At 72.8% G+C, this 18,590-nt stretch carries 16 protein-coding genes; 4 read left to right on the top strand and 12 right to left on the bottom strand.

The features are described from left to right. Positions 1-92 precede the first annotated feature (92 nt). Positions 93-677 carry a TetR/AcrR family transcriptional regulator gene (locus tag ABD466_RS35955; protein ID WP_344661727.1) on the bottom strand — a complete coding sequence of 195 codons (585 nt, stop codon included), beginning with the start codon at positions 675-677 and terminating at the stop codon, positions 93-95. 120 nt (positions 678-797) lie between these two features. Here ABD466_RS35955 and ABD466_RS35960 point away from each other — a divergent pair, with 120 nt between their 5' ends. The 3 genes from ABD466_RS35960 (at position 798) to ABD466_RS35970 (ending at position 4,808) form a co-directional block, all read left to right on the top strand. Further along, positions 798-1,955, top strand: coding sequence for a PorA family protein (locus ABD466_RS35960; RefSeq protein WP_344661728.1), 1,158 nt, complete (start codon positions 798-800; stop codon positions 1,953-1,955). Between the two features lie 89 nt (positions 1,956-2,044). Next, positions 2,045-2,695 carry a class I SAM-dependent DNA methyltransferase gene (locus ABD466_RS35965; protein ID WP_344661729.1) on the top strand — a complete coding sequence of 217 codons (651 nt, stop codon included), beginning with the start codon at positions 2,045-2,047 and terminating at the stop codon, positions 2,693-2,695. 10 nt (positions 2,696-2,705) lie between these two features. Then, complete coding sequence (locus ABD466_RS35970; RefSeq protein ID WP_344661730.1) at positions 2,706-4,808, top strand: S9 family peptidase; 2,103 nt, start codon at positions 2,706-2,708, stop codon at positions 4,806-4,808. Positions 4,809-4,878: 70 nt separating this feature from the next. Here ABD466_RS35970 and ABD466_RS35975 read toward each other — a convergent pair whose 3' ends face one another. From ABD466_RS35975 to ABD466_RS35990, 4 genes are all read right to left on the bottom strand, one after another. Further along, positions 4,879-8,190: a trypsin-like peptidase domain-containing protein gene (locus tag ABD466_RS35975; protein ID WP_344661731.1), complete on the bottom strand. Its 3,312-nt coding sequence runs from the start codon at positions 8,188-8,190 to the stop codon at positions 4,879-4,881. Positions 8,191-8,574: 384 nt separating this feature from the next. Continuing rightward, complete coding sequence (locus ABD466_RS35980) at positions 8,575-8,835, bottom strand: DUF6289 family protein (RefSeq protein WP_344661732.1); 261 nt, start codon at positions 8,833-8,835, stop codon at positions 8,575-8,577. Positions 8,836-9,032: 197 nt separating this feature from the next. Then, entirely contained in the window at positions 9,033-9,917 is an 885-nt protein-coding gene (locus ABD466_RS35985; protein ID WP_344661733.1) for a hypothetical protein, read from the bottom strand. Positions 9,918-9,977: 60 nt separating this feature from the next. Next, positions 9,978-10,505, bottom strand: coding sequence for a SigE family RNA polymerase sigma factor (locus ABD466_RS35990; protein ID WP_344661734.1), 528 nt, complete (start codon positions 10,503-10,505; stop codon positions 9,978-9,980). Between the two features lie 210 nt (positions 10,506-10,715). Here ABD466_RS35990 and ABD466_RS35995 point away from each other — a divergent pair, with 210 nt between their 5' ends. After that, a complete protein-coding gene (locus tag ABD466_RS35995; protein WP_344661735.1) occupies positions 10,716-11,678 on the top strand; it encodes a hypothetical protein in 963 nt (320 codons plus the stop codon). Positions 11,679-11,691: 13 nt separating this feature from the next. Here the strand turns inward: ABD466_RS35995 and ABD466_RS36000 are convergent, their stop codons facing one another. From ABD466_RS36000 to ABD466_RS36030, 7 genes are all read right to left on the bottom strand, one after another. Then, entirely contained in the window at positions 11,692-12,564 is an 873-nt protein-coding gene (locus ABD466_RS36000; RefSeq protein ID WP_344661736.1) for a maleylpyruvate isomerase N-terminal domain-containing protein, read from the bottom strand. A gap of 37 nt (positions 12,565-12,601) precedes the next feature. Further along, entirely contained in the window at positions 12,602-13,519 is a 918-nt protein-coding gene (locus tag ABD466_RS36005) for an LLM class flavin-dependent oxidoreductase (protein WP_344661737.1), read from the bottom strand. Between the two features lie 4 nt (positions 13,520-13,523). Continuing rightward, the gene (locus tag ABD466_RS36010; RefSeq protein WP_344661738.1) at positions 13,524-14,822 is read right to left on the bottom strand and encodes an MFS transporter; all 1,299 of its coding nucleotides are present in this window, start codon (positions 14,820-14,822) and stop codon (positions 13,524-13,526) included. 91 nt (positions 14,823-14,913) lie between these two features. Further along, a complete protein-coding gene (locus ABD466_RS36015) occupies positions 14,914-15,486 on the bottom strand; it encodes a thiamine pyrophosphate-dependent enzyme (protein WP_344661739.1) in 573 nt (190 codons plus the stop codon). Beyond that, a complete protein-coding gene (locus ABD466_RS36020; RefSeq protein WP_344661740.1) occupies positions 15,483-16,007 on the bottom strand; it encodes a thiamine pyrophosphate-binding protein in 525 nt (174 codons plus the stop codon). Before ABD466_RS36020 ends, ABD466_RS36015 begins: the two co-directional genes overlap by 4 nt. Continuing rightward, positions 16,004-17,167, bottom strand: a complete 1,164-nt coding sequence (locus ABD466_RS36025; protein ID WP_344661741.1) for a GNAT family N-acetyltransferase — start codon at positions 17,165-17,167, stop codon at positions 16,004-16,006. The genes ABD466_RS36020 and ABD466_RS36025 overlap by 4 nt, the downstream gene beginning before the upstream one ends. Then, entirely contained in the window at positions 17,164-18,519 is a 1,356-nt protein-coding gene (locus tag ABD466_RS36030; protein WP_344661742.1) for a DUF6002 family protein, read from the bottom strand. The genes ABD466_RS36025 and ABD466_RS36030 overlap by 4 nt, the downstream gene beginning before the upstream one ends. Between the last annotated feature and the right edge of the window lie 71 nt (positions 18,520-18,590).

The following is an 18,590-nucleotide window of genomic DNA, read 5'->3' on the forward strand; positions in this document are numbered from 1 at the left end:
TAGGTGGTGCGGAGGTGGTGCGGAGGTGGTGCGGAGGTGGTGCGGAGGTGGTGCGGAGGTGGTGCGGCTCGGAGGTAAGGGCGGGCTCCCGGTCAGGCGAGGTTCGCGAACGCGCCGTCGACGATCGCCCGCAGCACCCCTTCGTCCGGATGGGCCTTGCCCACGACCATCAAGCCCTGGCACGTCGCGACCAGCACGCGCGCCGCGGTCGCCGGGTCCAGGTCCCCGCGGACCTCGCCCCGCCGCCGCGCGTTGTCCAGTGCCGCGGTCATGTTCCGTTCGAGGCGGGCCAGGTGCCCGCGGACGACGGCGGCCGCCTCGTCGTCTTCGGCGGCGTTCTCGATCGCGGTGTTGACCAACAGGCAGCCCTGCCGGCCCTCGGGGGTCAGCAGGTCGGCGACCAGTCCGTCGAAGTACGCGCGCACCTCGGCCAGCGAGGCGTGCGGTCCTTCCAGTTCCCCGAGCTTCTGCGGGACGACGAGCCGCGAATACCGTTCCAGCGACTTGAGGAACAGCGTGTGCTTGCCGCCCGGGAAGGCGCTGTAGATGCTGCCGGGTTTGACGCCGGTGGCCTTCACCAGGTCCTCGATGGAGGTGGCCCGGTAGCCGCTCTCCCAGAACTTGTGCATCGCCGCGTCGACGACGGTGTCGGGTTCGAACTCGCGGGGTCGGGGCATGGCACCACCATAGTTGAATAGCCATTCAAGAACAAGCGGGCGCGGTGCCGTCGTGCTCGGATTCACCCGTTAGCGCCGTTCAGTGGCCTTGGCAGTGGTTTGGCATGGAAACTGGCGTTTATGACCAAGACCAGCATCACGTGCGCCGTAGTGGGCGTGATCTCCCTTGTCGCCGCGGCGCTGATGGCCTGGCTGGTCACGCCGACGTGGGTGGCGCGGGTACCGAGCGGCCGGGCGATCGACCGCAGCTACGAGGGGACGTTCCAGACGCTGCTCGACCCGGCCGCGCTGGCGCAGGGCAATCTGGCCGCGGCGATCAAGTCGAACGTGCCGATGACGGTGGACCAGCACGTGGACGTGGAGAAGACCTCCGGGAACAAGGCCCTGGTCAGCGACGCGCGGGTCACGACGGCAGCCGGGACCAAGGTCGAGCAGACCACGTGGGACTACGCGGTGGACCGGCAGTCGCTGGAGGCGGTGAGCAGCTACCCCTCCGACTGGGTCGTGATCCCGGCGCAGGGCCTGACCGTGAGCTGGCCGTTCGGCGCCGAGAAGAAGGCGTATCAGGGGTGGACGCCGGAGACGCGGACCACCGCCACGCTGACCTACCTCCGGGAGGAGGAGAAGCAGGGCATCACGACGTACGTCTACCAGGCCAAGGCCGCCCCGGCGAAGATCGTCGACGAACAGATCCTGGGGCCCCTGCCGAAGACGCTGCCGCTGACCCTGCTCAAGCAGCTCGGCCAGATCGCCCCGCTGCCGGCCGACAAGGCGGCGCAGCTCGCGCAGATCCTGCCGCAGCTGCCGCAGACGGTGCCGATGGCGTACGCGTTCCAGGACGAGTCCACGTTCTGGGTCGACCCGTCGACCGGCCTGGTCATCGACGTGCAGCGGAACCAGCAGCGGGTCGCCGAGATCGCCCCGCCGGCCGGCGCCGCCGTCCCGCTCCTGCCGGTGGCCGCCACCACGTACCACCTGACCTTGGCGAGCTCGCAGAAGGCGGCCAGCGACGCCAAGCACGGCGCCACCGTCATCCGCTGGCTGGGCGTCTACCTGCCGATCATCCTGCTGGCGTTGGGCGTCGTGCTGCTGGTGGTCGCCGCGCTGCTGTGGCGGCGGCCGGCCGGTGGGCGGCGCGCGCGGACGGCGGACGCCGGGGCGGGTCCGGGGCCGGGCGCGGGCCCGGGTGCCGGCCCGGGGAGCGGGACCGGGACCGGGACGGGTACCGGTACCCCCGGCACGGGCGCGGGCCCCGGCGAGAGCCCGGAGCAAGTCTGACCGCACCCTCCGCGTCCTCCGCGTCCCCCGATCCGGTGATCCTTCCGCGTTCCCGCCCCTGACGGCGACAGAACTCTGATAATCGGCTCGTGGGTGGAACCGACGCATGGGCCCGACGCCAGGCCGCCCAGGCCGGCGGCTTCGACGCCATCGGCGGCCGCTACGACGAGGCCTTCCCGCACAAGGAAGGCCAGATCGCGTGCGTCGAGCGGCTGCTCGCCGACCTGCCGGACGGTGCGCGGGTCCTGGACGCCGGTGCCGGCACCGGGCTGCCCGCCGCGCGCCGGCTGCTCGACGCGGGCTGCGCGGTGACGTGCGTGGACTTCTCGCCGGTCATGCTGGAACTGGCGCGGGCGAACGTCCCGGAAGCGGCCTTCGTGTTCGGGGACCTGGCGGACCTGCCGGAGGACCCCGCGCGGTACGAGGCCGTCACCGCGTTCTTCTCGCTGCTGATGCTGCCCCGCGCGCGGATCGGGACCGTGCTGCGCTCGTTCCACCGCACCCTGACGCCGGGCGGGCTGCTGGCCGTGGCGATGGTGGAGGCGGACGTCGACGACATGCCGATCCCGTTCCTCGGCAACTGGCTGCGGGTCACCGGCTATTCACGCGAGGCGTGGCGCGGGGTCCTGGAGGAAGCCGGGTTCGCCGTCGAGTGGGAGGACACGCTGACCTACGTTCCGGAGCAAGCGGTGATGCCGGAGGTCCAAATGTTCGCGCTTTGTCGGCGACTGCCTGTCTAGACTCGCCGTCATGAAACCTCCGGTCGCACCCGTCCGCCCGCACGAACGTGTCCGCCACGGTGACGTCGTCCAGGATCCCTACTACTGGCTGATAGATCGTGAGGACCCTGAGACGCTCGCGTATCTGCGTGAGGAGAACGCCTACGCCGACGAGTCCACCGCGGATCAGGCCGAGCTGCGGGAGGAGATCTTCCAGGAGATCAAGCGCCGTACGCAGGAGACCGACCTGTCCGTGCCCTCGCGCGAAGGCGACTGGTGGTATTACTCCCGGACCGAGGAGGGGCGGCAGTACGCGGTCCACTGCCGGGTCGCGGCGGACGGCGACGACCCGCCGGCGCTGTCCGAGGACGGTTCGGCGCTGCCCGGGGAGCAGGTCCTGCTGGACGGCAACGTGCTGGCGGAGGGGCACGACTTCCTGTCGTTGGGGGTCTTCGAGGTCTCGCCGGACGGCGGGCTCCTGGCCTACTCGGTGGACTTCGCGGGCAACGAGCGCTTCACGCTGAAGGTCCGCGATCTGGCGACCGGGCAGGACCTCCCCGACGAGGTCCCGAACACCGCCTACTCCGCAGCGTGGTCCGCGGACGCCACCCAGTTGTTCTACTCCACCACGAACGACGCCTGGCGGTCCGACCGCATCCTGCGCCACACCCTGGGCACCGAGGCCTCCGAGGACGTCCTGATCGTCGAGGAGCCGGACGAGCGGTTCGCGGTGGGGATCCACCTCACGCGCAGCCAGCGGTACCTGGTCCTGACCTTCGGCTCGAACGTCACCAGCGAGGTGCGGCTGCTGGCGTCGGACGATCCTCTGGGCGACTTCCGCGTGGTGTTCCCGCGGCGGCAGGGCGTGGAGTGCCGGGTGGACCACTGGGCGCATCCCACGGACCCGGCGCAGGACCGGCTGCTGATCCTGCACAGTGGCGACGGCAAGGTGAACTTCGAGCTGGCCACGGCGTCGCTGGACGCGCCCGAGGAGCTCAGCGTTCTGATTCCACACGACGAGGCCACGCGGCTGGACGCGGCCCAGGCGTTCGCGGACCGCGTCGTCGTGTACTACCGCCGCGACGGGCTCACGCACCTGGCCTCGCATCCCGTGACCGACGGGGTGATCTCCGCGCAGGGCGTCGAGTTCGAGATGCCGGAGCACATCCACACCGTGCGTCCGGGCGCCAATCCCTCCTTCCGGGCGGCGCGCTACCGCTTCTCCTACGTCTCGATGGTCACTCCGCCGAGCGTCTACGAGTTCGACCCGGCCTCCGGCGAGATGTTCCTGTTGAAGCAGACGCCGGTCCTCGGCGGCTACGACCCCGCGGACTACGTGCAGCAGCGCATCTGGGCCACCGCGCCGGACGGCGTGCGGGTGCCGATGACGATGGTCCACCGCAAGGGCGTCACCGCGCAGAGCCCGAACCCGTGTCTGCTCTACGGGTACGGCTCCTACGAGTACTCCGTCGACCCGGGCTTCTCCATCGCCCGGCTGAGCCTGCTGGACCGCGGCTTCGTCTACGTGATCGCGCACATCCGCGGCGGCGGCGAGCTGGGCCGGCGGTGGTACGAGGACGGCAAGCTGCTGGCGAAGCGCAACACCTTCACCGACTTCGTCGCCTGCGCGCGCCACCTGATCGACCAGGGCTGGACCGCCCCGGACCGGCTGGTGGCCCGCGGCGGCTCGGCCGGCGGCCTGCTGATGGGCGCGGTCGCGAACCTGGATCCGGCGGCCTTCTGCGGGATCGTCGCGGACGTCCCGTTCGTGGACGCCGTCAACACCATCCTGGACCCGAGCCTGCCGCTGACCGTCACGGAGTGGGAGGAGTGGGGCAACCCGATCGAGTCGGCGGAGGTGTACCAGTACATGAAGTCGTACACCCCGTACGAGAACGTCGCAGCGGTCGACTACCCGGCGATCCTGGCCGTCACCAGCCTCAACGACACCCGGGTCGGCTACCACGAGCCGGCGAAGTGGATCGCCCGTCTGCGGGCCACCGCGACCGGCGGCCGGTTCCTGCTCAAGACCGAGATGGAGGCCGGACACGGCGGCCGCTCGGGCCGGTATGACTCCTGGCACCAGGAGGCGTTCCGTCTGGCGTGGGTGATCGCGGTCGCGACTGAGGCGTGACCCGCGGCGGGGTGTAACCCGGGTCCGTACCTCCTTACGACAGATGTCGCTGTCGCTCCGGCGCGTCACCTCAGGCGGCGCGCCCCAGCGCCAGCTCCGCCTGGGCCGCGACCTCCGGATCAGGATCCTCGCGCAGGTCACGCAGCAGCGTGTCGGCGCGGGGCTTGTCGACGAGGCCGATCAGCAGGGCGGCGCGGACCCGGTTCGAGAGCAGGTGGTGCGGAACTTCCTGGGCCGGGGTGTCGTCCGGGAGCGCCAGGCCGCGCTCGCACTGGCGGTCGAAGGCCTCGCGGCGGTGGTGCCATTCGCGGCGGAGGTCCGAGCGCTCGCGGTCGGCGAGGGTCGCGTCGGCCACCGGGTCGGCGCTGACGGCGGCGAGGGCGGCGGTGCCCCGGTCGACGTCGAGGCCGCTGAGTTCGAAGGCCGCCCGGACCCTGAGCTCGCCGGCGATGGCGGGGTCGGCGGCCACGGCCTCCAGCAGTTCGGCGCTGCCCGACTCGACCGCGCAGTAGAAGCGGGAGGCCTCCGGCAGCGACGCGTCGCCGACGAGGTCGGCGAAGGCCGCCGCGCCGCGGACCTCGTCGATCGCGTGGAGCTCGTCGGCGGCGGCTATCCGGTCGGGGCTCGGGACGGTCGCGTCGGCGGCGATGCCGGCGAGCGGGTCCACGGCGTCGGCGGGGCTCAGCCGGGCCAGGCGGGTCGCGGCGGCGGTGCGCTCGGGTCCTTCGACGCGGGGGTCGTCGGCGACGGCGGTCAGCGCGCCGAACAGGTCCTGGCGGTGGATCCAGTCCAGGTGGCCGGCCGCGGTCGCGCGCACCGTCCCGGGCACCGTCGCGTCCCGCACCAGGTCCAGCAGGGCCTCGGCGGCGACCGAGCCGTTGATCCAGCCCAGGGCGACCGCCGCGTCCAGCCGGGCCGTGGGCGGCAGCGCGCGGTCGTACGCGAGGGCGATGAGACCGCCGGCGGCGCTCTCGGGGTGGGACCAGGCCAGCTCGGTGCCGGCCCGGATGCGGATCGCCGGGTCGGCCGACGCGTCGGCGAGGATCGCCTCGAAGGCGGCCACCGCGAGGTCCCGGTCTCTCGGCGCCAGGGCGATCGCCGCCTGGAGCCGGGTGGGGCCGTCGACCGCCGGATCCGAGGCGATCGCCGGAATCAGGTTCCTGACACGTGGGCTCCGGTCCTCGTCCGGCGAGAGCGATTCCGCGGCCCAGAACCGGTTCAGGCCGTCGACGCTCCGGTCCTCGGCGATGCCGCAGAGCGCCTCGACGCCGGCCTCGTGGTTCCGGGCCCTGAGCCGGTCGGCGGCGTGCCGGCGCAGGTGCCCGGAGCGGGTGTCGTCCTCGGCGACCACCGCCAGCAGGCCGTCCAGGCGGTCGGCGTCCAGGTCCGCCAAGTGGTCGAAGGCCCAGTCCGCGGTCTCGCAGTCCGCCTCGGGAGCCCGTACGCAGGCGAGCAGCACCTCGACGGCCTTGTCCGTGTCGAGGCGCGCCATCTCGCCGTATGCCGTGTCCCGCAGCGGCCAGGGCTGTGCCGGATCCAGAACGATCGAACGGAACGCCTCCAGTGCGCTGCCGGGGCTGAGGCGGCCCATCCGCCACATCGCCGCCGCGCGCTCCGGCACCGGCCGCCCGCCGTCGGCGGCGCAGTCGCGCAGCGCGGCGAATCCGCGTTCCTCATCGATCCCGCCCAGGGCCTCGGCGACGTCGAAGCGGAAGGCGCCGGCGGCCAGTGCCGTCTCCAGGCCGGCCGCGGCCTGCGCGAGGATCTCGTCAGAGAAGTCGGCACCTTCGCGGTACAGCGCGGCCAGCCGCATCAGGTCGGCGACGTCACCGTGCACCAGTGTCGTCCCCACCCCTTCCGGCTGCGGCTCGCCGATGTCGTCGTCGGGATCGATCGCGATATCCGGCAGTGAGGCGACGGCTTCGTACAACTCGGCCTTGTTCCGGGGCAAGGGCTTGCCGGGCTGTTCGGCGAACACGGCACAGAGCATGCTCGCGATCAACGGGACTTCGGCCAGCCGTTCCAGTCTGGTCGCGGACAGCGCGGCCAGGAAGTCGTTCGTGGCCCGCGCGGCGTCGGGCACGCCCAGCACCCGGAAGGAGTGTTCGGCGAAGTACGGCACCTGGCTCGCCGCGAAGTTCTCCATCTCGAACACCGAAAGACTGAGCGCGCTGAGCGATCGCACGAAGTCCGGGTCCAGAGGCGGTCGTCCGGCGGTGAGGAAGATGTGGTCCGAGGAATGGGACAGCCAGTACTCGATGGTGCTCCGGATGTGCTCGCGCTGCTCCGGGTCGGCGATCTCGTCCAGCCCGTCCAGCATGACGATCCACGGGACGCCCGGGATGGGCTCGTGCTCGAAGAGCCCCGGCAGGTCCCGGTCGGCCAGCCGGGTCCCCAGGGCCGCCCGCACGCCTTCCGCCAACGCCTCGGGGAGCGATCGGTCCCTCGTCAGGGACGAGGCCGGCGTCAGGACGGGCACGCCGGTGGCCCCGGCGCCGGTCAGCCAGCCGGTGGCGAGCGAGTCGGTGAGGTGGCGCAGCATGCTCGACTTGCCCGTGCCCGGACCGCCGATCAGGGCGACGCACTCGCGGGTGCCGTCCAGGAGGCTTCCGGCGTCGAGCGGCTGGGCGTCTCCGTGTCCTGATTCGGCGCGCAGGCGGCCGATGGCCCGCGGGATGACGCGCTGGGGGAGGTAGACGGCGTGCGAGTGGTCGCGGGCGGCGTCGCGGGCGGCCTTCAGATACTTCCGCAGGCGGCGGCGCGGATGGCGCCACTCGCCGGCCGCCAGCTGCTCGTCGTCGAGGAGGTGGAACCACGGGGCGCGGTCCGGCGTCGGGGCGAACGGGCCCTTCACCCCGTCGAGGGCCAGGATCTTCTCGGCGCGGATGAGTTCCGGGCTCAGCACGCCGCAGACCCCGCCGGTCCGCGCGTTGAGGACCGGCGCGCCGCTGAAGCCCTCGCTGACGCGACCGTCTGTGGTGCGAAGGAGTTCGCTTCCGTCGTAGGTGAGACGTACGACGTCCTCATCTTCGTCCTGGCCCTGGGGATACCAGCAGGACCACAGCTCGTCGCCGGGCTCGATCGGCTCGGCGAACGCGACCACGGGATGGTCGACCACGTCCGTCGTCGCCAGAACGGCGAGGTCGAGCCCGGAGTGATGCCGACGGAAGTCCTTGACGACCTTCGCGTCGAGGACCTCGTCGCCCCAGTCCCACGGGACGATGTCCGGGGGCTCGTCTCCGGGCTCGGTGAGGATGTGCGCGCAAGTCAGAATCAGGCCGGGTGCGACGAAGAAGCCGGTCCCCGCGCGGGGGAAACCCGGCGCGGTTCGGAGAGTCGCCGAACGCAGCAGCTCAGCGAGCGCGCTGCGGCTTCCGCTCACTGCGTCGCCTCCTTCGAGGGATGCTCGCCGACGACACTCGGCATCCCTATTTTCCCACATGGGGGTGAAGGGTGCAGGTTCTCCGCCCGGCGCCGGTCGGCGCCGCAGCGGCACCAGTGTTGCCACAGCCGTCACCACCAGGGGCTCACCAGGGGCTCCACCACTGGCAGGGCCTGCGGGGCCGCGTCGCCGAGATACCCGCGGACGGTGCTTTCGACCTGCTGGTGCGGGGCGGCGGTGGCTGGCCGGAACCGTGCTTCGGTTCGGTGTCGCAGGTGACGGTTCGGCCGTCCGGGCCCACAGGCCCCCGTGGTGGGCCCGGACGGATCAACTGTCGTCGTGACAGGTCAGCGTGGTGCCCGCGGAATATGAGACTCCTGCAGATCAGTTCACAGGGCCGCCGCCGCAGGTGTCCTGCTCGTAGATGACGTACGCGGACGTGGTGCCCCAGCTGAACAGGTTGCCGTTGCAGTCGAAGCCGCGGACGCCGGTCGCGGTGGTGTGCGCGGCGTCGGTGTAGTACACCCACGAGCACTGGTAGCCCGCTGCGCACCGGGGGTACGCGCTGGCTGAGGACGTGGTGGCGAGGGTGAGGCCGCCGGCGACGGCCAGGCCCGCGAGGGCGGAGGCGAGGTGGCGTTTCATGCGGATCAGAGTACTGCGACAGATCACGTTGTCATCAGGGACATCAGGGGCTTGACCCGCGCGCTGGAAGCGCTAAAGCGCTGATGCTGGCTAAGCTCGGCAAGGCGGCGGTCCCCCGGTGCTTGACTCACCGGGGAACCGCCGTCCGCCCGTCCGGCCGCTGATCGGACGCCTCGCCGGCGCCGGTCAGGCCTGGGTCAGGCCGGCGGGTTCATGAAGTCGCCCTTGACGGTCGACTCGGCGTGCTGGACGAAGGCCTTGTCCATCTTCAGGCCGCCGAAGTCGCCGGCGCCGGCCAGGGCGAACAGCTGGTCGTCGCTGATGCGGGTGACGTCGTCGGTCGTGGCCTGGACCGACATGCCGTCCGGGCGGACCACCATGACGTAGGCGCCCTTCGGGCTCTGCCAGTCGTGCTGCAGGGTGACCAGGGTCCCGTCGGCCAGCCGGCGGGACGCGCACGATTCCGAGCAGGTGCCGCCGGCGGGGATCCCGTCGTACTTGTGGAGCGTGATCCGGAGGCCGGCCTGCCCCTTCGCGGTCGTCACGGTGAGCTTCCCGTCGACGGCCCACATGATGCGCGGATCGCCGCCGCCGTACGCGTAGTCGCCCGAGTAGTCCGAGGTCGCGGCGCCGGACGGGAGCAGCTTCTGCATCTCGGCGACGATCGCCCGCGGAGTGACCCACTCCGGGTTCGCCACCTTCGTCGCGGGCTGGACGGAGGTCCAGGTCGAGGGGATCTGGACGGTCCCCGACGATCCCGGCGCCGAGGAATGCGGGCCCGACGGCGGCGGTCCGACCGGCGCGGTGCTCGACGCGAACGTCTTCGGCGCGGCGTTCGGCGTGCCGCCGCCCGGGCCGACCGCCGAGCCGGCGTCCGATCCGAACGCGCCGGCCAGCGTGACCGAGCCGACCGCGACCACGGCGACCGCGGCCACACCGCTGACGGCGCGCGCGGTCCGCTGGCGGCGGCGCAGGCGCTGCCCGCCGTGCAGCGCGTCGGCGGCCAGGGTGCCGACCGGAGGCTGCGGCCGCTGTGCCAGGTCCTCCCGGAGCCGGGAGCGGAATTCCTCGTCTGCTTGCATGGTGGTGTCTCCTTCGGAGAGGCTTCGGGATCCGGCCGGGCCCGCGATGCGGGCCCGCTGTCAGACGGCGGCGAGGTCGGCCAGGAACTCGGCGCCGAGCATGGTGCGCAGTTCGCTGAGGGCGCGCAGGCTCGCCGACTTCACCGCGGAGGCGCTCATGCCGAGCATCTCCGCGACGGTTTCGACGCTGTGGTCCTCCCAGTAACGCAGCACCACCACCGCGCGCCGGCCCGGCGAGAGCCGCCCCAGCGCCTCCAGCAGGGTCAGGCGCAGGTCGTGCTGCTCGGTGCTCGCCGGGGTCTCCGGCAGCTCGTCCGTGATCCGCTCGGAGCTGCTGCGCCGCCGCCGGTAGCCGAGGAACTCGTTGGTGAGGACCCGCCGCGCATAGGCGTCGACCGCTTCGGCCCGCTCGATCTTCGGCCAGGCGACGTAGACCCGGGAGAGCGTGGTCTGCACCAAGTCCTGCGCCCGGTGCCAGTCCCCGCACAGCAGATACGCGGTCTCCCGCAGCCGCGCGGCGCGAGCCTGCGCGTACTCGGTGAACTCAGCATCCTGTCGTTCGCGGTCGCCGCGACCCGTCCACCCCACGATCTCCGCCTTCCTCGCCGTCTCGCTTGCCGTCTCGCTTGCCGTCTACGTTCTAGATGCGGTGGGCCGCGGGTTTCGATTCACCCGTCCGCGGGGCGGGGACACACCACCCCGAAACCGAGCATTCTCGGAGTGGCCGGGCGCCACTGTCCGCCGGACACTCATCTCGCGCGCACCCCGCCCGTCCCCGCGAGAGATATCAGAGGTCTTATGAGCACGCTCACGACGACCGAGCCGCCGCTCACCCCCAAGTCCCCGACCTCCCTGTTCGTCAACGGCTGGTTCCCCCGCCGCCGCGCCCTGATCTTCCTGATCGGCGCCGCCGGCGGGTTCCTGCTGTCCTACCTGTGGTCCGCGAAGCTCGCCGACCAGGACATCGGTTTCACCTCCGCCGACGCCATGCTCGGCCACACCGCGAGCACGACGCCGATCGGGGGCGTCGTCTCCGGCATCGTGTTCGCCTTCGTCACCGGGCTGGCCGGGTCCTTCACCGCGTGCAACGTGGCGGTGTTCGGCGCCGTGGGCCCGCTGGTGGGCCGGGCCGAGAGCCGGCGGACCCGGCTGCTGCACACGCTGCGCCCCGTCGGCTGGCTGACGGCCGGCATGATCCCGGTGTCGGCGGCGTACGGCGCGCTCGTCGGCGTCGCCGGGACCCGGATGCCGCAGTACTCGACGAAGGCCGGGCACGGCATCACGCCGCGCACCGCGCAGTCGATGATCGCCTTCGGGCTGGTCGGCGGCGTCATGATCGTCATGGGGCTGGCGGCCCTGGGCATCGTCTCGGACCCGCTGGCGAAGGTCTCGCGCCGGTACCCGAACGCGCCCCTGATCCTCATGGGCGCGCTGGTCGGCGGCTTCCTGATCGGCCGTCCCTACCCTCTGTTCCGCAAGATGTTCCAGCACGCCGCCGACAGCCACAACGCCCTCTACGGCGCCATGGCCTTCACCCTGCAGTCGGTCGGCAACATCGTGGTGATGGCGGTCCTGTTCCTGCTGCTGTCCTACGGCCTCGGCGGACGGCTCCAGCGCCGGCTGGCGGTCAACCCCACCCGCACCAGCATCCTGACCGGCGCCGCGTTCCTGGTCGCGGGCTTCTTCACGGTCTTCTACTGGGACGTCAAGGTCCTGCACCGGCTGAACTACATCTGGTTCCCCACGGCGCCCTGGAACTGACGCCCCGCGCTTGTCACGGCAGCCGCACCTTCCGCAGGAAGGGAAGCAGCAGCCACGGCCGGGGTCCCCGCACCCGCACCGCCCCGGCCAGCAGCGTGCGGATCCGGCCCAGCCGGTGGAACAGCATCAGGTCCAGCCCCACCGGGCGGAACCGGATCCGCACGTCCGGCCGGCCGGCCGCGTCCTCGACCGAGACCGCGCCGTCCCGGACCACGATCGTCACCGGTGCGGTGAACGCGGACCGGAACTCCACCGCGATCCGGCCGGGCCGCGGCGGGCCCGCCTCGTCGAGCAGCACGCCGACGTCGTTGCGGATGATCTCGACGAGGAAGAGCTCGAAGAACAGCGCCGCGTACTCCTCCGGGATCGACCACGGGACCCGCGTGCGCTCGGCGATGTCCCGGCCGTGCACCATCAGCTCGTTCGTCAGGTGTGCCAGCAGGCCGGCCAGCGGCAGCTTCGACCCGCCGAGCCAGGTGACGAGCCGCTCCGGGTCGGCGTCGGCGGTCAGCGCCAGGATCTGCCGGACCGCCTCCTTCAGCAGGACCGCCAGCCGCGCCGGGTCCCGTTCCGGGAACGTCCGCAGCAGCGTCGGGTTCAGGCCGGTGTGGATGTTCTCGACCGTCGTGCTCAGCAGGTGCTTCGTGACCTCCGGCAGCGGCCGCGGCGCGTTGTCGGCCACCACCATCGCCGTGTAGTTGCTCGCGATCCCGCACACGTGCGCGGCGGTGTCGGCGACGGTCCAGTCCTTCGTCGCCATCGCGGCCGGCGGCGCGGCCGCGACCAGGCGGCCGAACCGGCCGGTGGCGTCGAGCAGGGCGGTGCGCACCGCCGCCCACTTCGCGGCGGTGACCCGGGTCGCCGCCGCCGTTCCCGCTGTGGCCATCGGTACGCTCCCGCAGAGAGTCGGTGAATGAGAACCCTTATCCCCAGATTCGGCGCGCGCCGGCGAACGGGCCACTTCCGTCGTGCCCGAACAGGGCCCGGACGTGGGACGTCGCCTTCTCGAACGCGGTCCGGTCGCCGGCGAAGGCGCCCTCGGCCCGCGGCCAGGCCACCACCGCGTCCGTGAACCCCAGGTCGGCGCACCGGCCCACGAGGTCGGCCAGGCGTTCCGGGGAGCCGTAGGGGTCGGCGAAGATCCGGCTGAGGCTGACCAGCGCGCCCATCGCCGCCGGGCGGCCGATCGCCTCGCGCGCCGCGCGCAGCCGGCCGAGCTGGCGCCGCAGGACGCCGAAGGCCTCCTCGTCGCCGAACTGCCCCGGGACGCCGGAGGCGATCCACGCGTCGGCGCGCGCCGCGGCCACCGCCATGGCGCGCGGGCCGGTGCCGGCGACCGCCAGCGGTATCGGGTCGTCGCGGCCGCGGAAGGTCCAGACCTCGTGGGCCGAGAAGTGCGTGCCCTGATAGGAGGTGACGGTCTGGCGCCGGATCAGGTCCAGGATCGCCGCGAACTCCTCGAACCGGGTGGCGCGCTGCGCCGGTGCCAGTTCCGGGCCGGCCGTGGCGGCGCTGTCCGGGCCCGCCGCCCCGGCGCCGATCCCCAGCACGAACCGGCCCTCGCTCAACTCCGCGAGCGTGAGCGCCTCGCGGGCGGTGAGCACCGGGTGGCGGTAGTTCGGGGTGGCGACCAGCGTGCCGAGGACCAGTCGCTCGGTGCAGAACGCGGCCATCGTCAGCGTCCCCATGGCGTCGTACCAGGGACGGCCGTGCAGCGCCGGCCAGGTCAGGTGGTCGTAGGTCCACGCGTGGTCGAACCCCAGCTCCTCGGCGTCCCGCCAGAGCGCCGTCCCGCTGCGGCGGCCGTGTTCGGGCAGGATCAGGGTGCCGATGCCGGTCACGGCGTCAGGCCCGATCCGGCTGGGCGTACCGCTGCGGGGTGTCCTCGGCGTCCCCGGTGTCCCCGGAGCCCTCGGAGCCCTCGGCGGCGGCCTCGGCCGCCTTCCCGCGCCGCAGCGCGTACTCGGCGGTGCGCAGCGTGCCGATGCCGGCGAGCAGGAACACCCCGGCCAGGATGAACCAGCCGACCGTCGCGGTGTGCACGACCACCAGCGCCATGACGCTCGGCGCGACCATCTGCGCGGCGGCCTGGCCGGTGGCGAACGTGCCCTGGTACTCCCCGTGCGCGTTCGGCGGCGTCAGGCCGACCGAGATGCCGAAGCCGCTGGCCATGAACAGCAGCTCGCCGGCCACGTGCGCGGTCGCGGCCAGGGCCAGCAGCGCCACGACCGGGAAGCCGGAGCCGTGGTACGTCGCGGCGAACAGCGCGCAGGCCACGGCCAGCGTCACGCCGGCCCACAGCCCCAGCCGCCCGGCGGTGCGGACGGTGGCCCCGCGGCGGCTGGCGGCGTTCTGGAACAGCACGATCATCACCGCGTTGAAGCCGATCAGCACGCCCATCATCCACAGCGGCGCGTGCGTGTCCTTGGTCAGCCACAGCGGCACGCCGACCGTCAGCATCCCCCAGCACAGCGCCAGCAGGCCGTTGAACCCGGTGAGCGCCAGGAACGGCCGGTCGCGCAGCACCGTCGACCGCCGCCTCACCCCGCGGTCGGCCATCGACTCCACGTGCGGCACCCGCAGCAGGAGCACCGCGAACGCGACGTTGGTGGCGGCGTAGCCGGCCAGCAGCCCGGTGTACCCGGCGCGGCTGTCCAGGGCCAGCACGTACGCGCCGAGGACGGCGCCGACCACGATGCCGCCCTGCGTCATCACCCGGTTCGTGGAGATGTCCGCGATCCGTTCCTCGGGCGTGGTCAGCCCGGCGATCAGCGCGATCCGGATCCCCGGCGCGGCCCGGTCGCACGCGATCATCACGCAGGTCAGGGCCATGACCGCCCAGAACTGCCGGGTCAGGATGTACCCGGCGACGCTCAGGCCCTGCACGGTGGTGACGACGGCGAGCACCTCGCGCGCGCCGACCCGGTCGGCGAGGTAGCCCAGCGGGCCGCCGGCGGCCATGCCGAGCGCGCCGGCGACGGTGAGGCCGACGCCGTACTCCGTGACGGTCAGCCCGGCCGAGTGCAGGAAGAACATCGCCGAGCAGGTGAACCACGCGCCGCGGCCGAAGGACAGCACGAGCGCGGCCAGGTGCACCCGGCCCACCGGTCCGGGCCGCAGCGCGTGCGGCGTTCGCAGGGTCATCGCACTCCCAAAGTGCTGAGGTGGCGGGTGAGGGCGGGTGCAGCGGGGTGGCGGGTCGGGCGGACGGCACGAGCCGGACAGGGGACTCCCGTCACCCGGCCCCCAGCGTGCTGACGTGCCGGGCGAAACGCGCGGCGTGCGCCGGCAGGTCCGCGTCGATCCGCGGCGCCACCGGCGGGTCCGGCTCGCGCAGGTCGCAGCGCACGAACACCGGGCCCGGGCAGTGCGGCAGCGCGGCGTCGAGCAGCTCGGCCAGCTCCTCGACGCGGTCGGTCTCGTACACCGACCGGTAGCCGCAGGCGCCGGCCAGCGCGCCGAGGTCCACGCGGCGCGAGGGCACGGCCTGGCCCCCGGTGGAGGCGTAGCGGCCGTCGTCGAGCACCACCTGCAGCAGCGGCAGCGCGGCCAGCGCGCCGACGGTGAGCAGGCCCACCGGGTTCATCAGGACGCTGCCGTCGCCGTCCACCACGATCGCGGTCCGCCCGGTCTGCAACGCCAGCCCGGCCCCGATCGAGGAGGCCAGGCCCATCGAGCCGGTCATGTAGAAGTGGCCCGGCCGGTCGGCGATGCCGCGGGCGATGCGGCAGGCGTAGCCGGTGGTGAACACGACGGGGGCGTCCGCGGCGTGGTCCAGCACGGTGCGGATGGCCTCGACCTTGTTCATGCCCGCCATCCGAACGCCGGCGGCGGGATCAGCAGCGCGGCCGGTCGGCGGCGCTCCCGCACGGTGGCGGCGGCCCAGGCCACGGTGGCGTCGGCGGCCCCCGGATCCGGGGGAAGCCGCCGGGCGGGGATGCCGAGCTGGGCCAGCACCGGCTCGGTCAGCCGGCCCATCGCCTCGTTCTCCGGCGTCGGGTCCGGCGTGATCCCGCGCATGCTGACCACCAGCAGCATCGGCACCCGGTACGGCACCACCAGCGAGGCCAGCGCGTTGACCGACTGCCCGAGCCCGGAGTTCTGCATCAGCACCGCCGGCGAGCCGCCGGCCAGCGCCGCGCCCGCCGCGACCCCGACCGCGTTGTCCTCGCGGGCGATCGTCAGCAGGTCCGCGTGCTCCTCCAGCGCCCCGTACAGCGGCGCCAGGATCCCGCAGGGCGTCCCGAAGAAGGGCCCGAACCCCGCCTCCACCAGCGCGCGGCCCAGCCGCTCGGCCACACTGGGGGACCGCAGCCCGACGACCGTCATCTCAACACACCTTCCTTGACTTCCTTCACCGTGCCGAGGAATTCGTCCAGGTCGAGGACCTGCGTGGAGTGCACCCCGGTCCCGTCGGTCCGCACCCCGGTGCGGGCCGGGCGCGCGCCGTCCGCGAAGTGCGTGCCCACCAGCCGGCCGGCGGCGTCCACGGTCATCAGCGGTGCCCGCACGAGCAGGTCCCGCAGCGCCGGGGAGTCCTGGCCGAGGCGCAGGTAGACGCGGCGGCCGCCGAAGTGGTCGCGCGGCTGGGCGATGGTGGGGCGGAAGCGGCGCTTGAACTGGAACACGCCCTGCGCCGGGAAGGGGTCGCCGCCGGAGAAGTCGATGCGGCGCACGCCGTTGTCGGCGGCCCACTCCGCGGCCAGGTAGTAGACCGCCTTCACGGCGCCGCTCTGGTAATGGGTCTCGTCGCCGTCCAGGACGCCGAGCAACCGCATCCGCAGCAGCGTGCCGCCTTCGTCGAGCCGGCACAGGACGCCGGCCACGCGCACGCCGGCTTCGCGGACGAACAGCAGCACGCCGCGGTGGAACAGGGAGTGACGGGCGATCGCGCGGTCGACGCTGCGGGCGCGCTCGCCGTGCCGGAGCTCCATCGTCGGGCGGTGCATGCGCTGGTAGAAGAAGTCGAAGTCGGCCTCGGTGGTGCCGACCTCGCAGTCCCATTCGTGTTCGCGGCGCATCTTGGCGAACTGGCGGCGCTCGTTGGGGGAGACCGACTTGTGGGTCTTGGTCCCCTCGTCGACGTCGAGCAGCATGTGCACGCGGAACGGGAGCATCAGGGCCCGGTCCGCCGGGAGCGCATGGGCCCGTTCGCGGGAGCAGCCGACGACGAGCAGGCCGGCGTCGGCGGCGGGCTGCCGGACCCGCTCGCGGATCCAGCTCCAGGACACCGGTGCGTGCTCGCGCACCGACACCTCGCCCGGGAGGGAGGCGAGGAGTTCGGTGAGGTAGGGCACGACGTAGGTGCGGCCTTCGGGGAACCCGGCGTAGGTGACGCGGACACTGCCGTCGCCGGCGACCATCTCGGTGTGGACGAAGCGCCGGCCCGGCAGGCTCGAACATCGCGCGCGCAGCGTGGCCCACCAGCCCTCGCCGCTGCGCCACTGGTACCGGGCCTCGGTCCAGCGCCGGACCAGGGGCCCGTTCACGCCGGCTCCCCGGCGGCGGCGGTGATGACCTCGGCGAGGCCGGCGGCGTCGGCGACCGGACGCAGCGCCTCGTCCGGGATCGGGGTGTAGTCGGCGGCGGTGTACGAGCCGGAGGCGTGCACGACCACCTCGTCGGCCTTGATCAGGCCCCGGTCCAGGGCGTTCAGGACACCGGTCATCGCCATCACCAGCGACCACTCGCGCAGCGCGCGCGGATCGGCCGGGAGCTCCACGCCGGCGTTCAGCAGCAGGCCCCGCACCTCGGGGTAGCGGCTCAGGCACTCGTGCAGCGAGACCACGATGCCGCCGCCGCCCTGCCGGTTGATGATCTCGTTCATCTCCGGCGAGGTGGCGGGGGAGCGGGTGTAGAAGGTCGGCTCCAGGTCCTCGTCGACGGCGAACGTGGTCGCCGGGAAGCGGGGGTCGTCCTGCTGGTGGTAGAGCCCGGAGACGGGATCGTGGCGGTACTCCGGGATCGCGGCCCCGTGCAGGCTCAGGACCATGTCCGGGGTGGCGAGGTGCTGGACCAGGAAGTACTGCCCGGGCTCGGGCGCGTCCTCCAGCAGCGTGCCGCCGTAGGCGTGGCCGAGCAGCCCGAACGCCGAGGAGACGGCGTGCGCGTGGGCGCGGGTGCGGCCGGGGACCGGGGGCGCCATGACGTTCTCGGCCCACGCCCGCACGGCGTCGGCGCACCGGTAGTTGCCCAGATCGAGCGTGTGCCACAGACGGAAGCCGGTCTGCGCGAACACCGCGTCGCGGCAGGCGGTGACGGCGTCGAGCGCCACGGACTTCACATGGGCCGGCTGGCTCGGGTCGAGCACGCACATCGGGTTGCGGCGCAGCAGCCCGGGCCGGGCGGTGAGCTCCGAGGACCAGAGCTTGGGCCGGGAGGCGTCGGGGACCAGCGTCGTGATCCGCAGCTGGTCGGGGTCGGCGAGCTGGAGCGCGTAGGCGCGCGCCACGGCGTCCCGCAGGGCGGTGGCCTTGTTGGCCGAGGACGGCGTCACGATCATCACCGGCTCACCGGTGGCGCGCACGTGCCGCACGGCGCGCGCGACGATGACATGCGAGGCCAGGGTCTTGACGGTCCGGGTGCCGGGGTGGCTCATCAGGTCGAGCAGGATCAGGCGGGTGCCGCGGACCTCGCCCATGCCGGCGAAGCGCAGGCTCGCGGCGGACAGGAAGCGGGCGAGCTCCGGCCCCGGGGCGGGCAGCTCGAACAAGGGCTCGAAGTCGGCGGCCGGGGTCCGCGTGCGCGCGACCCCGGACATGGCCAGTCGCAGGAATCGGTCGTAGTCGGGCAGACCGCAGTGCGCGGACTGCGCAGCGCTCGTCGTCACTTCGGCGGTCATGGTGCTCCTTCTGCGGATGTGGCGGGAAACCGGCGGGGGAGGAGCGATGGATGGCGCGAAGACGTGGTTTT

Source organism: Catenulispora subtropica, from assembly GCF_039531675.1.
In the GTDB taxonomy this organism is placed as follows: Bacteria; Actinomycetota; Actinomycetes; order Streptomycetales; family Catenulisporaceae; genus Catenulispora; species Catenulispora subtropica.

Coding starts and splice junctions, on each gene's coding strand:
- ABD466_RS35955 (WP_344661727.1), bottom strand. CDS start 677: ATGCCCCGACCCCGCGAGTTCGAACCCGACACCGTCGTCGACGCGGCG.
- ABD466_RS35960 (WP_344661728.1), top strand. CDS start 798: ATGACCAAGACCAGCATCACGTGCGCCGTAGTGGGCGTGATCTCCCTT.
- ABD466_RS35970 (WP_344661730.1), top strand. CDS start 2,706: ATGAAACCTCCGGTCGCACCCGTCCGCCCGCACGAACGTGTCCGCCAC.
- ABD466_RS35980 (WP_344661732.1), bottom strand. CDS start 8,835: ATGAAACGCCACCTCGCCTCCGCCCTCGCGGGCCTGGCCGTCGCCGGC.
- ABD466_RS35985 (WP_344661733.1), bottom strand. CDS start 9,917: ATGCAAGCAGACGAGGAATTCCGCTCCCGGCTCCGGGAGGACCTGGCA.
- ABD466_RS35995 (WP_344661735.1), top strand. CDS start 10,716: ATGAGCACGCTCACGACGACCGAGCCGCCGCTCACCCCCAAGTCCCCG.
- ABD466_RS36000 (WP_344661736.1), bottom strand. CDS start 12,564: ATGGCCACAGCGGGAACGGCGGCGGCGACCCGGGTCACCGCCGCGAAG.
- ABD466_RS36010 (WP_344661738.1), bottom strand. CDS start 14,822: ATGACCCTGCGAACGCCGCACGCGCTGCGGCCCGGACCGGTGGGCCGG.
- ABD466_RS36015 (WP_344661739.1), bottom strand. CDS start 15,486: ATGAACAAGGTCGAGGCCATCCGCACCGTGCTGGACCACGCCGCGGAC.
- ABD466_RS36020 (WP_344661740.1), bottom strand. CDS start 16,007: ATGACGGTCGTCGGGCTGCGGTCCCCCAGTGTGGCCGAGCGGCTGGGC.
- ABD466_RS36030 (WP_344661742.1), bottom strand. CDS start 18,519: ATGACCGCCGAAGTGACGACGAGCGCTGCGCAGTCCGCGCACTGCGGT.